Origin of the sequence: Ruania zhangjianzhongii (assembly GCF_008000995.1) — a bacterium.
Classification (GTDB): Bacteria; Actinomycetota; Actinomycetes; order Actinomycetales; family Beutenbergiaceae; genus Ruania; species Ruania zhangjianzhongii.
This window is the reverse complement of record NZ_CP042828.1, coordinates 4,260,489-4,275,716: the sequence shown is the minus strand read 5'-3', so window position 1 is coordinate 4,275,716 and position 15,228 is coordinate 4,260,489. Positions and strand designations below refer to the sequence as shown.

General features: G+C 69.4%; 12 protein-coding genes. 5 read left to right on the top strand and 7 right to left on the bottom strand.

The window, feature by feature from the left end; translation table 11 throughout:
• Positions 1 to 6: 6 nt before the first annotated feature.
• From nuoL to FU260_RS19755, 4 genes are read left to right on the top strand one after another with little or no spacing between them, the layout of a single operon-like run.
• On the top strand, positions 7 to 1,917 hold the full coding sequence (nuoL, locus tag FU260_RS19770) for an NADH-quinone oxidoreductase subunit L (protein WP_147918604.1): 1,911 nt from the start codon (positions 7 to 9) through the stop codon (positions 1,915 to 1,917).
• Positions 1,918 to 1,930: 13 nt separating this feature from the next.
• A complete protein-coding gene (locus tag FU260_RS19765) occupies positions 1,931 to 3,472 on the top strand; it encodes an NADH-quinone oxidoreductase subunit M (RefSeq protein ID WP_147918603.1) in 1,542 nt (513 codons plus the stop codon).
• Positions 3,469 to 5,043 carry an NADH-quinone oxidoreductase subunit NuoN gene (gene nuoN / locus FU260_RS19760; protein WP_147918602.1) on the top strand — a complete coding sequence of 525 codons (1,575 nt, stop codon included), beginning with the start codon at positions 3,469 to 3,471 and terminating at the stop codon, positions 5,041 to 5,043. Before FU260_RS19765 ends, nuoN begins: the two co-directional genes overlap by 4 nt.
• The gene (locus FU260_RS19755; protein WP_147918601.1) at positions 5,040 to 6,044 is read left to right on the top strand and encodes a polyprenyl synthetase family protein; all 1,005 of its coding nucleotides are present in this window, start codon (positions 5,040 to 5,042) and stop codon (positions 6,042 to 6,044) included. Before nuoN ends, FU260_RS19755 begins: the two co-directional genes overlap by 4 nt.
• Before the next feature lie 118 nt (positions 6,045 to 6,162).
• Here FU260_RS19755 and FU260_RS19750 read toward each other — a convergent pair whose 3' ends face one another.
• From FU260_RS19750 to rarD, 7 genes are all read right to left on the bottom strand, one after another.
• A complete protein-coding gene (locus FU260_RS19750) occupies positions 6,163 to 7,776 on the bottom strand; it encodes a solute symporter family protein (protein ID WP_147918600.1) in 1,614 nt (537 codons plus the stop codon).
• Positions 7,776 to 8,165 carry a DUF485 domain-containing protein gene (locus tag FU260_RS19745; RefSeq protein WP_147918599.1) on the bottom strand — a complete coding sequence of 130 codons (390 nt, stop codon included), beginning with the start codon at positions 8,163 to 8,165 and terminating at the stop codon, positions 7,776 to 7,778. The genes FU260_RS19750 and FU260_RS19745 overlap by 1 nt, the downstream gene beginning before the upstream one ends.
• A gap of 173 nt (positions 8,166 to 8,338) precedes the next feature.
• Complete coding sequence (locus FU260_RS19740; protein WP_147918598.1) at positions 8,339 to 10,090, bottom strand: sodium/solute symporter; 1,752 nt, start codon at positions 10,088 to 10,090, stop codon at positions 8,339 to 8,341.
• A complete protein-coding gene (locus FU260_RS19735; protein WP_147918597.1) occupies positions 10,087 to 10,446 on the bottom strand; it encodes a DUF485 domain-containing protein in 360 nt (119 codons plus the stop codon). Before FU260_RS19735 ends, FU260_RS19740 begins: the two co-directional genes overlap by 4 nt.
• Positions 10,443 to 11,168: a LytR/AlgR family response regulator transcription factor gene (locus FU260_RS19730; RefSeq protein WP_147918596.1), complete on the bottom strand. Its 726-nt coding sequence runs from the start codon at positions 11,166 to 11,168 to the stop codon at positions 10,443 to 10,445. Before FU260_RS19730 ends, FU260_RS19735 begins: the two co-directional genes overlap by 4 nt.
• 13 nt (positions 11,169 to 11,181) lie before the next feature.
• Positions 11,182 to 12,351 carry a sensor histidine kinase gene (locus tag FU260_RS19725; protein WP_147918595.1) on the bottom strand — a complete coding sequence of 390 codons (1,170 nt, stop codon included), beginning with the start codon at positions 12,349 to 12,351 and terminating at the stop codon, positions 11,182 to 11,184.
• Between the two features lie 256 nt (positions 12,352 to 12,607).
• The gene (gene rarD, locus FU260_RS19720) at positions 12,608 to 13,567 is read right to left on the bottom strand and encodes an EamA family transporter RarD (RefSeq protein ID WP_147918594.1); all 960 of its coding nucleotides are present in this window, start codon (positions 13,565 to 13,567) and stop codon (positions 12,608 to 12,610) included.
• Positions 13,568 to 13,721: 154 nt separating this feature from the next.
• Here rarD and FU260_RS19715 point away from each other — a divergent pair, with 154 nt between their 5' ends.
• Entirely contained in the window at positions 13,722 to 15,113 is a 1,392-nt protein-coding gene (locus tag FU260_RS19715; RefSeq protein WP_147918593.1) for an FAD-dependent oxidoreductase, read from the top strand.
• Positions 15,114 to 15,228: the final 115 nt, after the last annotated feature.

Sequence of the window (15,228 nt, the reverse complement as noted above, 5' to 3'; positions counted from 1 at the left end):
CTCCAGATGAACCTGACCAACCTTGCCTGGGTGCTGATCGCGGCACCGATGCTCGGCGCGGCAGTGCTGCTGCTCGCCGGCCGGCGCTCGAACCCCTGGGGGCACTGGCTCGGTGTGCTCGCCTCAGCCGTCTCGGCCGTGCTGGCGATCGGCATCCTGGTCGAGCTGCTCGGCCGATCCGCCGACGACCGAGTCAGCCAGATCACGCTGTACTCCTGGATCCCTGCCGGGGATCTGAACGTGGACGTCGGTCTGCTGATCGACCCGCTCTCGGTGACATTCGCGCTGCTGATCACCTTCGTCGGCACGCTGATCCACATCTATGCGGTGGCCTATATGGCCGACGATCCCGACCGGCGTCGGTTCTTCGCCTACCTGAACCTGTTCATCGCCTCGATGCTGGTGCTGGTGCTCGCCGACTCCTACGCCCTGCTGTTCCTCGGCTGGGAAGGGGTGGGACTGGCGTCCTACCTGCTGATCGGGTTCTGGAACCAGCGCACCGAGTACGCCGTGGCCGCGAACAAGGCCTTCTTCATGAACCGTGTCGGTGACATGGGCCTGCTGGTGGCGATGATGCTGATGTTCGCCACCTTCGGGGCGGTGGACTACGAGACGGTCTTCAACGCGGCCGACGGCACCAACGAGGGCGTGCTCACCGCCACCGGGCTGATGCTGCTCCTCGGCGCTTGCGGTAAGTCCGCCCAGTTCCCCCTGCAGGCCTGGCTGGGTGATGCGATGGCCGGCCCGACCCCGGTCTCCGCGCTCATCCACGCCGCCACGATGGTGACCGCCGGGGTCTATCTGGTGGTCCGTTCCGGACCGATCTTCGAGGGATCGGCGACGGCGCAGCTCGTGGTGGTCATCGTGGGTGCGGTGACGCTGTTGTTCGGGGCGATCGTGGGTTGTGCCAAGGACGACCTGAAGAAGGCGCTGGCAGCCTCCACGATGTCCCAGATCGGGTACATGATGCTCGCCGCCGGGCTCGGCCCGATCGGTTACGCGTTCGCGATCTTCCACCTGATCACCCACGGCTTCTTCAAGGCCGGGATGTTCCTCGGTGCCGGTTCGGTGATGCACGGCATGAACGACACGATCAACATGCGCGGCTTCGGCAACCTGTCCAAGTACATGAAGATCACCTGGATCACCTTCGCCGCCGGCTGGTTGGCCATCCTCGGTATCCCGCCGTTCTCCGGTTTCTGGTCCAAGGACAAGATCATCGAGACCGCGTTCGTCGGCGACGGCTGGCAGCCCTGGGTGTTCGGTAGCGTTGCGCTGCTCGGCGCCGGGATCACCGCGTTCTACATGTCCCGGCTGTTCTTCATGACCTTCCACGGCAAGGCCCGCTGGAACGACGGGAAGAACGACCTGCCCGGACCGGAGCAGCACCCGCACGAGTCCCCGGCGCTGATGACCATCCCGATGATCCTGCTCGCTGTCGGCTCGGTGGCCCTCGGTGGCCTGCTGATGATCGGTGACGCGTTCACCACCTGGCTGGAGCCGGTCACCGGGCACGTCGAGCACCATGCCCCCGTGCTGCCGGTGCCGGTGATCATGGCTGCCACTCTGGTGCTGGTCCTCCTCGGTGCGTTCCTCGCCTGGCGTCAGTACGCCGCCAGCCAGGTGCCGATCAGCCCACCGGCCGGCAGCTGGCTGACCCGCGCCGCCCGCGCGGACCTGTACCAGGACGCCACGAACGAGACCATGGTCGGCCGGCCGGGCGAGCACCTCACCCGGGTGCTCACCTACGCCGATACTGCCGTGGTCGACGGCGCCGTGAACGGGCTCGGGTCCGGAGCCGTGGGCTGGGGGACGCGTTGGCGCCGCCTGCAGAGCGGGTTCGTCCGGTCCTACGCCGCACTCATGCTCGTCGGTGTGGTGCTCGCCCTAGTCGTCGTCCTCGCTACGCGAGTCTGAGTCGGAGAAACGAATGCCTGCACAACTCGCTGACCTTCCCTGGCTCACGATCCTGATCGCGCTGCCGGCGCTGGCCGCTGCCCTGATCTGGCTGGTGCCAGCGCTGCGCACGATCGCCCGCCCGCTCGGCCTCGCGGTCAGCCTGCTGGTGCTGATCGGGGCCGTGGTGATGGCCGCTGGGTTCGACACCGCGGCTGGTGGCTACCAGTTTACCGAGACCTACACCTGGATCGGCCAGCTCGGCGCATCCTGGGCAGTGGGTCTGAACGGCATGGGCCTGGTGCTCGTGCTGCTCGCCGTGGTGCTGGTGCCGATCGTGATGCTCGCCTCCTGGAACGAGGTGAAGCTGCCCGAGGGGATCAAGGCCGAGGCCGCCGAGAAGGCGCTCGCCTACCGGCGCGCCGGGTACGTGGCGCTGCTGCTGCTGCTGCTCGCGATGATGATCGGCGTGTTCGCCGCCCGCGACCTGTTCCTCTTCTACATCCTGTTCGAGGCCATGCTGGTGCCGATCTACTTCATGATCGGTGCCTACGGCGGGGCAGGGCGCCGCGCTGCCGCAGTGAAGTTCCTGCTCTACGGCCTGGCCGGCGGTCTGGTGATGCTGGCCGGTGTGGTGATGGTGGCGGTGCGGTCCGGCGGCGGCGAAGGTGCGCTGCTCCTGGACAACCTGGCGGACGTCGCTGGCGGGGACACCCCGGCAGCACAGATGTGGCTGTTCCTGGCCTTCTTCGTGGCGTTCGCGATCAAGGCCCCGATGGTTCCGGTGCACACCTGGCTGCCGGACTCGGCCGGGCAGGCGCCACCAGGGACCTCCGCGCTGCTGGTGGGTGTGCTGGACAAGGTCGGCACGTTCGGCATGATCGCGATCTGCCTGCCGCTGTTCCCGGCCGCTTCCTCGGCCGCCGCACCGGCGATCATCGTGCTGGCAATCATCTCGATCATCTACGGCGGCATCCTGGCCATCGGCCAGCACGACCTGATGCGGATGATCGCCTTCTCCTCGGTGTCCCACTTCGGCTTCATCGTGATGGGCATCTACGTGGGCACGCAGACCGCGATGGTCGGCGCGATGCTGTACATGGTTGCCCACGGGGTCACGATCGCCGCCCTGTTCTTCATCTCCGGGTTCCTCACCCAGCGTGGGGGCAGCCAGGACATGCGCACCTATGGCGGGATGCAGCGGGTGACCCGGGTGATCGCCGGTACCTGGCTGTTTGCCGGGCTCGCCTCGCTGGCACTGCCCGGGCTGAGCGGGTTCGTGCCGGAGTACCTGGTGTTCCTCGGGAGCTTCGAGGCGCACTGGGCCTACGGTGTGTTCGCCGTGATCGGTGTGGTGCTCTCCGCGCTGTACATCCTGCTGGCCTACAAGCGGGTCTTCACCGGCCCGGTGGAGCCGGCCCGGGCAGCGCTGACCGATGCCGGCGGACGGGAACGGTGGGCGATCGTTCCGCTCGCCGTCCTGGTGCTGTTCCTCGGCTTCTTCCCGGCCCCGGTGCTCGACCTGATCACCGGCACGGCTGACCAGTTCGTCGCGATCCTCGGGAGCGCCTCATGAATTCCTTCGTCCCGCCGGAGATCGCCTGGGCGGCGCTCAGCCCGGTCCTCATCGTGCTGGGTGCGGCCGTCGTGGGTGTGCTGATCGAGGCCTTCGTGACCGGGAAGGCCCGCCGCGCCGTGCAGGTGCTGCTCGCCGTGCTCGCCCTCGGTGCCTCACTGGTGACCGTCGCCTGGCGATGGACCGTGGTGCAGGCCCAGGGCCCGGCCTCACTGGTGGCCGGTGCCGTGGTGGAGGACGCCCCGGCGCTGCTCGCGCAGGGGATCATCCTCATCTGCGCGTTCGTCGGAGTACTGGTGATCGCCGAGCGCTCCGGTGGCGAGGACGCGTTCGCACCGACCGCCTCGGCAGTACCCGGGTCCGCCTATGAGACCCAGGCGCGCCGCCTCGGCCTGGTGCAGACCGAGGCCTACCCGCTGGTGCTGTTCTCCGTGGGCGGGATGCTGATCTTCCCCGCGGCCACGGACCTGTTGACGCTGTTCATCGCGCTCGAGGTGCTCTCCCTCCCGCTGTACCTGCTCTCCGGACTGGCCCGCCGCCGTCGCCTGCTCTCTCAGGAAGCCTCACTGAAGTACTTCCTCCTCGGCGCGTTCTCCTCGGCGTTCTTCCTGATGGGTGTGGCGCTGCTGTACGGCTACTCCGGATCGGTGCACCTGACCGACGTCGCCACCGCCGTGCCGCAGATGGTCGGTCTGGACGGGGTGTTGCTGGCCGGCGTGATCCTGGTGGTCATCGGCCTGCTGTTCAAGGTCGGCGCCGTGCCGTTCCACTCCTGGGTGCCGGACGTGTACCAGGGCGCCCCGACCCCGATCACCGGGTTCATGGCCGCCTGCACCAAGATCGCCGCGTTCGCCGCCCTGGTGCGGTTCCTCTACGTGGTGGCCCCGGGGCTGAGCTGGGACCTGAGCCCGGCGCTGTGGATCATTGCGATCCTCACCATGCTGGTGGGGACCGTGCTGGGCATCGTGCAGACCGACATCAAGCGGATGCTCGCCTACTCCTCGGTGGCGCACGCCGGCTTCGTCCTGCTCGGTGTCGTGGCCTGGACCACCTCGGGGATCAGCTCGGTGTGGGTCTACCTGCTGGTCTACGGCCTCGCGACCGTGGGCGCCTTCGGCCTGGTGTCGCTGGTGCGGGAGCGGGACGCCGAGGGCAACGTGACCGCTGAGGCTGGGCACCTGAGCCAGTGGGCCGGGCTCGGCCGCCGGCACCCGGTGGTGGCGCTCTGCTTCACCCTGTTCCTGCTCTCCTTCGCCGGTATCCCGCTGACTGCTGGGTTCATCGGCAAGTACGTGGTCTTCGCCGCCGCCGTGGAGGGTGGGGCGTGGCCCCTGGTGCTGCTCGCCGTGGCTGCCTCGGCCGCTGCGGCGTTCTTCTACGTGCGGGTGATCGTGCTGATGTTCTTCACCCAGCCGAACGAGGAGGCTCAGGGCGCCCGGGCCACTGTGGTGCGCACCGAAGGACTGAGCGTGGTGGCGGTGGCGGTCTGCGCCCTCGGCACTCTGGCGCTCGGCCTGTTCCCCGGTCCGCTGCTCGACCTGGCTGCGAACGCCACGCAGTTCCTGCTGTGACCCAGCCCGGCCTGCCGCTGGGCGACGGCGACCTCCAGGCACAGCTCGCCACCGAGCTCGAGGACATCGAGCAGCGGTTGCAGGCGGCTGCCCGCAGCGCCGACCCGCTGGTGGACCCCTCCGCCCACCACCTGCTGGACGCCGGTGGGAAACGGATCCGACCGATGCTGGTACTGCTCACCAGCCAGTTCGGTAGCGGGGTGAACGATCAGGTGCGGGCCGCCGCGGTGGCCACCGAGCTCACCCATCTGGCCACGCTGTACCACGATGACGTGATGGACTCCGCGCCGCTGCGGCGCGGAGCGCCCTCCGCGCACGAGGTGTGGGGCAACTCGGTGGCGATCCTCACCGGCGACCTGCTGTTCGCCAAGGCGTCCCGGATCGTGGCCGACCTCGGGCCGCAGGCGGTGCGGATCCAGGCCGAAGCCTTCGAACGGCTCGTGCTCGGTCAGCTGCACGAGACCCTCGGCCCGGCCGAGGGTGAGGACCCGACCGCGCACTACCTGCAGGTGCTCGCGGACAAGACCGGTTCCTTGATCGCCGCGGCCGCGCACTACGGCACCATCCTGTCCGGTGCTGCGCCGGAGATCGAGACCGCCACAGTGGCGTACGCGGAGAAGGTCGGTATCGCCTTCCAGCTCGCCGACGACGTGATCGACCTGGTCTCCGACGCTGAGACCACTGGGAAGACGCCGGGTACCGACCTGCGCGAGGGCGTGCCGACGATGCCGGTGCTGCTGCTGCGCCGTCAGGCCAGCGCCGGAGAGCTGGACGACGCCGGGCGGCAGCTGCTGGCCGATCTGGATGGCGACCTGTCCTCGGACGAGATGCTCGCCGACGTGCTGAGCCGGCTGACCGCGCACCCCGTGCTGGCCGAAGCGCGGGAGATGGCGCGCGACTGGGCCGCCGGTGCGGTGGCCGAGCTCGACCTGCTGCCGGCGAGCGAGACCCGCACCGCTCTCGACGAGTTCGCGCACCTGCTGGTGGACCGGCTCGCCTGAGTCTCTCGGCCAGACAAGTGTCTGAGGACCGGATGGACATCGGAGTACCGAAACTTCGGTACTCCGATGTCCACGTGGTCCTCAGACGCCCGTGCAATGCCGGAACGGTGCCACCGGCTCAGTGCGCCACTGTGGCCTTCTCCGCGCCGGTACCGGTGAGGGAGCGCACCTCCATCTCGGCGTACTTGGCCTTGTTGAACTCCTTGGAGATCATCGTGCCGAGCCAACCGAAGAAGAAGCCAGCCGGAATGGAGACCAGGCCCGGGTTGTCCAATGGGAACCAGTGGAAGTCCACCCCTTGGATCATCGACGGGCTGCGCCCGGTGCTCGGGTCCACCGGCTTGCCGGAGACCGCGGGGGAGAAGACGATCAGCGTGACCGCGGTGACCAGTCCGCCGTAGATCGCCCAGAGAGCGCCGGAGGTGTTGAACCGCTTCCAGAACAGCGAGTACAGGATCACCGGCAGGTTCGCGCTGGCCGCCACTGCGAAGGCCAGGGCCACCAGGAACGCGATGTTCTGCCCGTTGGCGACCACACCGCCGACGATCGCGACAGCGCCGATCACCACGGCGGCCCGGCGGGCGACCTTCACCTCCTTCTGCGGGTCCTCCTTACCCTTCTTGAAGACGTTGGTATACAGATCGTGGGCGAAGGAGGCCGAGGCGGTGATCGTCAGTCCCGCCACCACCGCCAGGATGGTGGCGAACGCGACGGCGGAGATCACCCCGAGCAGGATCGTCCCGCCGAGCTCGTAGGCCAGCAGGGGAGCAGCCGAGTTCACTCCACCCGGAGCGGCGAGGATCTCGTCCGCGCCGACCAGCGCTCCCGCGCCGAAGCCGAGCACCAGGGTGAACAGGTAGAACAGGCCGATCAACGCGATCGCCCAGGTCACCGACCGGCGTGCCTCTTTCGCTGTGGGCACGGTGTAGAACCGCATCAGTACGTGCGGCAGCCCGGCGGTGCCGAGGACCAGAGCGAGCGCCAGCGAGATGAAGTCCAGCTTGGCGACCTCCGAGCCGCCGTACTTGTTCATCGGGTCCAGCAGATTGGCACCGCCCTCACCGGCGGTGGCCACGGCGTGCCCGAGCAGCTCGGAGAGGTTGAAGTTGTGCTGGGCCATGATCCACACCGTCATCACGGCGGCCCCGATGATCAGCAGCACCGCCTTGACGATCTGTACCCAGGTGGTGCCCTTCATCCCGCCGACCAGCACGTAGAACACCATGATCGCGCCGACGATCGCGATCACGATCGACTGCCCGCCGCGGTCGGTGACCCCGAGCAGCAGCGCCACCAGCCCACCGGCACCGGCCATCTGCGCGAGCAGGTAGAAGAACGAGACCGCCAGCGTGGAGGAGGCCGCTGCGGTGCGCACCGGCCGCTGCCGCATCCGGAAGGAGAGCACATCGGCCATCGTGAACCGGCCGGTGTTCCGCAGCAGCTCGGCAACCAGCAGCAGCGCCACCAGCCAGGCCACCAGGAAGCCGATCGAGTACAGGAACCCGTCGTAGCCGTAGACAGCCACGGCCCCGGCGATGCCGAGGAAGGAGGCCGCGGAGAGGTAGTCACCGGAGATCGCGATGCCGTTCTGCTGACCGGTGAAGGCCCGCCCGCCAGCGTAGAAGTCCGCCGCACTCTTGTTGTTCCGGGAAGCGCGGATCACGATCACCATCGTGGCCGCCACGAACAGCCCGAAGATGCCGAAGTTCACGGCACTGTTGCCGATATCCATCAGAGGTCCCCCGTTTCCAGCTCGGTGCGGATCTTGTCCGCGATCGGGTCCAGCCGGCGGTTCGCGTGCCGCACGTACAGGAACGTGATCAGGAAGGTGGTGACGAACTGGCCCAGGCCGAACAGCAGGCCGATGTTCACGTGGCCGATCACCGGCGTGGACATGAACTCCACCGCATAGGTGGACAGCAGCACATAGGTCAGGTACCAGAGCAGGAACGCCGCCGTCATCGGGAAGGCGAACGCACGCACCCGCCGGCGCAGCTCCTGGAACTCCGGGGAGGCTTGAGCGCGCTCGTAGTCCTCCTGGGTGACAACCCGCTCCCTGGGCGGATCACCGACGACGGCGGCGCCTTGCGGCGGCGCGGCGCCGGGGCTGTCATCGTGCACAGCGGGCTCCTTCGCTCGAGGTGTCGGCGTGCGGCCGACGTGACCGTGGTCACAGTAAGAGCGAGGGATCGACGCGCGGAAGGCGGCCCGCCGGTCCGCGCGCCAGGTGGCGGCCTGCCTCGTTGGACGGGGCTCTCGGCTGCGACGAACGGTCCGGCAGCCGCGACGAGCGGTCAGCGCCGGAACCGCCGCTCCGGGTCCCAGCTGCCCCGGTTCAGGGCCAGGTTCTCCGGCGTGTGCAGCCGCACCATGGTCCGCCACAGACCGCGCGGGCGCCGGTTCGGGGTGAGCAGCGAGACGACCACCATGGTGATGAAGGCCAGCGGCACCGTCCAAGCCGCCGGCTGCGCCAGGAACGCCCCCGCTGCCGTGGTGGAGGAGCCGGTCACGATCGTGGCACCGACGGCGAAGGTCGCTGCCCCACCGCCGACGATCAGTCCGGCCATCGCCCCGACATCGGTGAGCTTGCGCCACCAGATGCCGAGCAGCAGCAGGGGGCAGAAGGTGCTGGCGGCGACCGCGAAGGCAAGCCCGACGACGTCGGCGATGCCCAGGTTCAGCCCGCCCAGGGCGCCGAGCGTCGGCACGGTCAGTGCCAGCACGGCGCCGACCCGGAACGCGGTCACCGGGGAGGAGATGCGCCGATTCAGCACATCCTGGGAGATCACCCCGGCCACGCTCACGGTGAGGCCGGACGCGGTGGACAGGAACGCGCCGAATGCCCCGGCGGTCACCAGCACGGTGAGCACCTGCCCGGCCTCGGGGCCAAGGATGCGGGCCGGGAGCAGCAGCACCACCGCCTCGGTGCGGCCGGTGAACAGCAGGTCGGGGGCGTACAGCCGCCCCAATGCCCCGTACAGGGTGGGGAACAGGTAGAACACCCCGAGCATCGCCAGCACGGTCACCGTGGTGCGGCGTGCGGCTCGTCCGTCCGGGTTGGTGTAGAAGCGCACCAGGACGTGCGGCAGACCCATCGTGCCGAGGAACAGCGCCACGATGAGCGAGTAGGTGGTGTAGAGGGCGTACGGGTGCCCGTCGTTCATCGGGAACAGCCAGCCGGCCGAGTCCACCGGACGAAGCCCGTCGGCGTGCGGCACGGCCGCGCCGGCCGGGAACTGCACCTCGGTACCTGCATCGATGGTCGTGGTGCCCGCCGGCAAGGTGATCTCTCCGTCCACCTCCTGCCCGTCCACTGTGCCCGCGGCGTGGACCTGCACCGGCTCCGGCAGCTGTACCTGCACATCGGCACTGACCTGAACGGAGGTCTCGTCGGTGAACGTCACCGGACCGGACTCGGCCACTGTTGGTGCGCCGTCGGCTCGCCAGACCAGCACCAGGATGATCGCCGGCACGGCGATCGCGGTGACCTTGAGCCAGTACTGGAACGCCTGCACGAAGGTGATCGCCCGCATCCCGCCGGCCACCACGGAGACCAGCACCACCGCTGCCACCGCCACGGGGCCGACCCATGCCGGGGTACCGATCACGGTGCGCAGGGTGATCCCGGCCGCGTGCAGCTGGGGAAGCAGGTAGAGCCAGCCGATGGTCACCACACCGGCGCTGGCGATCTTGCGCACGGCGGCCGACTCCAGCCGCAGCTCGGCGAAGTCCGGCAGCGTGTACGCGCCGCTGCGCCGCAGCGGGGCGGCCACCAGCACGAGCAGGAGCAGGTACCCGGCGGTGTAGCCGACCGAGAACCAAAGCATGTCTGCGCCGTAGGCGAGGATCAGTCCGGCGATCCCGAGGAACGAGGCCGCGGAGAGGTACTCGCCGCTGATCGCCGAGGCATTCCACCACGGGCTCACCGACCGCGAGGCGACGTAGAAGTCGCTGGTGGTGCGCGCCGCACGCACGCCGAGGATCCCGAGCAGTGCCGTGCTGATCGCTACCAGCACCACCGCGACGATCCCGGCCGTGGGGTTCACCGGCGGTCCATCAGGTCGGTGAATTCACGCTCCACCCGCTCGGACTGGCGCACGTACAACCAGGCTGCGCCCACCAGCAGTGGGTACACCCCGGCGCCGAGGAGGAGCCAGGGCACCGGGATGCCCGCGATCGTCGGAGTGGTGGTTCCCGGCGCCAGAGCGAAGACCACCGGCAGCACGGCCAGCAGACCGAGCGTGGACAGCGCCACGGTCAGGCCCAGGCGCAGCTGGGTGCGCATCAGCCCGCGCAGGTACACATCGCCCAGACGGGTCTGCTCGTCGATATCGGAGGTGGCCGGGCGCCGCGCCCGCCGCCGGGGGCGGCGCGGGCCGGTGACCACCTGCCGTTCGGTCATCGCCGCTCCCGGCCGAGACCGGCGAGCAGGTCACGCAGCTCGCGGGCGTGCCGCCGGGCTACCGGCAGAGTGGTCCCGGCCACCACCACATACAGTCGGCCGGAGTCCCCGCGCAGCTCGCGCACCTGGTCCAGGGCCACCAGATGGCTGCGGTGGATCCGCACGAAGCCGGCGCCGGCCCAGCGATCGGCCAGGGTGCTCAGCGGCATCCGCACCAGGTGCTCGCCCTCGGCGGTGTGCAACCGGGCGTAGTCGCCGTGCGCACTCACGTACCGCACGTCGCTGCGGCGCACGTACCGGGTCACCCCGGCCAGCTCCACCACGATCGTCTCGTCCTCATCGGCCACCCCAGTGCTCGCCTGCAGGGACTGCTGGGCGCGGCGCACCGCCTCGGCGAGCCGCTCCGGGCGGTAGGGCTTCATCACGTAGTCCGCGGCACCGACGTCGAACGCCTCCACGGCGTGCTCGTCGTAGGCGGTGACGAACACGATCGCCGGCGGGCTGCGGAACCGGGCGAGCACCCGGGCCAGATCCAGGCCGGTCAGCCCGGGCATCTTGATGTCCAGCACGATCACGTCCACATCTCCGGCGTCCAGCTCGCGCAGGGCGCTCGCGCCGTCACCGGCAGTGCGCACCTGACCGACGCGCTCGTCCTGGCCGAGCAGGAAGGCGAGCTCGTCCAGTGCCGGGGGCTCGTCATCGACGGCGAGGACCGTGAGCATGGGCACAGAGTAGTCACTCCACGTAGACGCCCGGGTGGAACTTCGGCACCCGCAGGCTGATCTTTGCACCCGCACCGACGGCGGTCTCCACCACCAGGCCGAATTCCTCACCGAACGTAGTGCGCAGCCGCTCGTCCACGTTCGCCAGGCCGACCCGGTCCCCGGACTCGCCGGCGAACTGCTCGCGCAGCACCTCCGGGTCCATCCCGGCGCCGTCGTCCTCGATGCTCAGGTGCGCTTCGTTGCCGACGTCTTCGGCGACGATGGTGATGTGCCCGCCGCCGGGCCGGCCCTCCAACCCGTGCTGGACCGCGTTCTCCACCAGTGGCTGCAGGCAGAGGAACGGCACCACGACGCCGAGTACCTCGGGTGCGACCCGGAGGGTGACCCGCAGCCGGCCGGCGAACCGGGCCCGTTCCAGGGTGAGGTAGCGCTCGATCGACTTCAGCTCCTCGGCCAGTGTGGTGAACTCCCCGTGCCGGCGGAAGGAGTACCGGGTGAAGTCGGCGAAGTCCAGCACCAGCTCCCGGGCGTGCTCGGGGTCGGTGCGGATGTAGGAGGCGATGGCGCCGAGAGAGTTGTAGATGAAGTGCGGGGAGATCTGCGCGCGCAGCGCCCGCAGGTCCGCCTCGGCGAGCTCGGCCCGGGAGCTCTCCAGCTCGGCCAGGTCCAGCTGCCCGGAGATGAAGTCCGCGATCTCCTCCACGGCCCGCACCAGGCCGGTCGGTGGTGCACTGGTGGCATACGCGGTCACTGCGCCGACCTGCAGATCGGCGGTGGTCAGCGGTGCGGTCACCGCGTACCGCAGCGGGCAGGAGACATCCCCGCAGGTGATCACCTCGGGGCCGAGCACCCGGGTCTCGGCGACCTCCGCACCGGTGGGCACGTGGTGCTGGTGCGTCTCCCCGATACCGCTCCACGCGAGCAGCCGGTCCTCGTCCGCCAAGGTCAGTGCGGCCGTGCCGGTCACCGCGTGCAGGTGCTTGACCGCCCGCCCGGCGCCGGCGGGTAGCCCTGCGCGCAGCGGCGGGGAGGCGAGGGTGATCAGGTGCAGGATCCGGTAGGTGGAGCGGTGTTCGGAGGGCCCGAGCAGCATCCGTGGCCGGAGCACGCGCCAGACCACGGCCACCGCGGCGACCACCGCCACAGCGGACGCGATCGCGGCCAGCACCTCCGGGCTCATGGCAGGAGACAACCAGGTCTGGGCCGCGCTGTCACGTCACTGACTCACCCTGCGCCGTCTTGTCGAACCTGCGCGGTCATGTCGAACCCGCGCCGTCTTGTCGAACCTGCGCGGTGATGTCGAACCCGCGCGGTCATGTCGAACCTGCGCCGTGGGTGGGGTCTCCGTCGCTAGATCGCGATTCGGCGACGGAAACCCCACCCACGGCAGCACTGAGGCCCCAGTGAGTGAGCACCGGTGTCCGGCGACGGCTGAGCTACCGGTCCCGCCGCGGCCTCGGCGCCGCCGCCCGGATCGCGCGGTAGCCGTCGGTACTGAGCACCACCAGCGCCAGCCAGACCACGGCGAAACCCACCCACCGGGTTGCCGACATGGTCTCGTGATAGAGGAACACGCCAGTGAGGTACTGCATCGTCGGAGTGACGTACTGGAGCAGGCCGACCATCGCCAACGGCAGGCGCCGTGCGGCGGTCGCGAACAGCACCAGCGGCACCGTCGTCAGTACTCCGGTGCCGATCAGCAGCAGGGTCAGACCCGGTGTGCCGGCGTGCTCACCCGGTCCACCGAAGGCCCCGGTGCCTGTCGCTGCGAGCACCACCAGCAGGATGAGCGCCGGTGGTGCCAGCACGAACGTTTCCACCGCCAGCCCGGGAAGTGCCGGCACCTGGGCACCGACCTGCTTCTTCACCAGGCCGTAGCAGCCGAAGGTCAGCGCCAGCACCAGGGAGATCCACGGGAAGGTGCCGTGGCCCAGAGCGATCACGAGCACGCCGACAGCGCCGAGCGCCACCGCGATCCACTGCGCCCGGCGCAGCCGCTCGCCGAGTACCGCGACGGCCATCAGCACGGTCATCAGCGGGTTGATGTAGTACCCGAGTGAGGCGTCCACGACATGCCCGGTGAGCACCGCGAGCACGAAGGTCACCCAGTTGGCGGCGATCAGCACGGCGGCCAGCGCCAGCCGGGCGAAGATCCTCGGCGTGCGCAGCAGCCGCCGGAATGTGCCGAGCTGCCCGAAGACCGCCAGCAGCGCCAGGCACAGCAGCAGGGACCAGACCACCCGGTGCGCGGTGATCTCGAACGGCCCGGCCGGTGCGAGCAGAGGGAAGTAGAGCGGCAGCAGGCCCCACCACAGGTACCCGCCGAAGCCCGCCGCCAGCCCGCGCCGGTCGAGGTCGTCGCCGCCGTTCGGTGGTGGGGGAGGCGGGGCGGTCACGCCTGGAATCTACCCATGTCACAGCCAGCCTGCGCCGTGGTCCGCCGGATGGGCGCCGAGTGCATCCACACTAAGGTGACCCTTACACTGGGGGCTGGCCCTTCGGCGTCACCCTGCGCCGACTAGACACTTGCGAAAGAGGCATTCCATCACTGTGCCTACCACCACCCCGCTCCGCGTCGCCGTCGTGGGTGCCGGCCCCGCCGGGATCTACGCCGCGGACATCCTGTCCAAGACCGACCTGAACGTTGAGATCGATCTCCTCGAACGACTGCCCGCGCCCTACGGTCTGGTGCGCTACGGAGTAGCCCCCGACCACCCGCGGATCAAGGGGATCATCAACGCGCTGTACAAGGTGCTGCAGAAGGGCACGGTGCGGTTCATCGGGAACGTGGACTATGGCACCGATGTCGACCTGGCCGAGCTGCGCGCCTACTACGACGCTGTGATCTTCGCCACCGGTGCGATTCGGGACGCGGACCTGAACATTCCCGGGATCGACCTGGACGGCAGCTACGGCGCAGCGGACTTCGTCTCCTGGTACGACGGCCACCCGGACGTCCCGCGTACCTGGCCGCTGGAGGCTACCCAGGTGGCGGTCCTCGGGGCAGGGAACGTGGCCCTCGATGTCGCTCGGGTGCTGGCCAAGCACGTCGACGACCTGATGGTCACCGAGATCCCGGAGAACGTGGCCGAGGGGCTGCGCTCGAGCCCGATCACCGATGTGCACCTGTTCGGCCGCCGCGGGCCCGCGCAGGTGAAGTTCACTCCGCTGGAGCTGCGCGAGCTGGGGCACGTGCCGGATGTGGACATCGTGGTCTATCCCGAGGACTTCGACTTCGACGAGGGCTCGGAGGAGGCGATCCGTTCCTCGAACCAGACCAAGCAGGTGGTCAAGACCCTCACTGACTGGACTCTGCGCGAGGAGAGCGAGCTCACCGCCTCCCGGCGCATCCACCTGCACTTCCTGCACCGGCCGGCGGAGATCCTCGGCACCGACGGGCAGGTCACCGGCATCCGCACCGAACGCACCGAGCTCGCCGGCGACGGGTCGGTCCGGGGCACCGGTCGCTTCGAGGACTTCGACGTCCAGGCCGTCTACCGCGCGGTCGGTTACTTCGGTTCCCCGCTGGCGGACGTGCCGTTCGACCCGGTGGCCGGCGTCGTCCCGAACGAGGGCGGCCGGGTGCTGGACGAACGCGGCGAGCAGGTGCCGGGACTGTACGCCACCGGCTGGATCAAGCGCGGGCCGGTCGGCCTGATCGGGCACACCAAGTCCGATGCCAGCGAGACCGTCCGCCACCTGGTGGCCGACCTCGCCGAGCGAGCCGAGCAGGGCACGCTGAGCTCCGCCGTCGACCGTGATCCGCAGGCTCTGCTGGACCGACTGGCGGCCGATGGCATCCCCTACACCACCTGGCACGGCTGGGAGCTGTTGGACGCCTACGAGCGGTCCCTGGGTGAGGAGCATGGCCGCGAGCGGGTGAAGGTCGTCCCGCGCGAGCACATGACCGAGATCTCCCGGGGAGTCGGCGCGCGCACCTGAGGGCACAACCGTCCGAGTACCGAAACGGCATCGGAGTACCGAAGTTTCGGTACTCCGATGTTCAGGAGGTACTCAGTCGGTTTGCAGGGCGAGCGGCACGACGGCGGAGCGCACC

Coding starts and splice junctions, on each gene's coding strand:
- nuoL (WP_147918604.1), top strand. CDS start 7: ATGAACCTGACCAACCTTGCCTGGGTGCTGATCGCGGCACCGATGCTC.
- FU260_RS19765 (WP_147918603.1), top strand. CDS start 1,931: ATGCCTGCACAACTCGCTGACCTTCCCTGGCTCACGATCCTGATCGCG.
- nuoN (WP_147918602.1), top strand. CDS start 3,469: ATGAATTCCTTCGTCCCGCCGGAGATCGCCTGGGCGGCGCTCAGCCCG.
- FU260_RS19750 (WP_147918600.1), bottom strand. CDS start 7,776: ATGGATATCGGCAACAGTGCCGTGAACTTCGGCATCTTCGGGCTGTTC.
- FU260_RS19735 (WP_147918597.1), bottom strand. CDS start 10,446: ATGACCGAACGGCAGGTGGTCACCGGCCCGCGCCGCCCCCGGCGGCGG.
- FU260_RS19730 (WP_147918596.1), bottom strand. CDS start 11,168: ATGCTCACGGTCCTCGCCGTCGATGACGAGCCCCCGGCACTGGACGAG.
- FU260_RS19725 (WP_147918595.1), bottom strand. CDS start 12,351: ATGAGCCCGGAGGTGCTGGCCGCGATCGCGTCCGCTGTGGCGGTGGTC.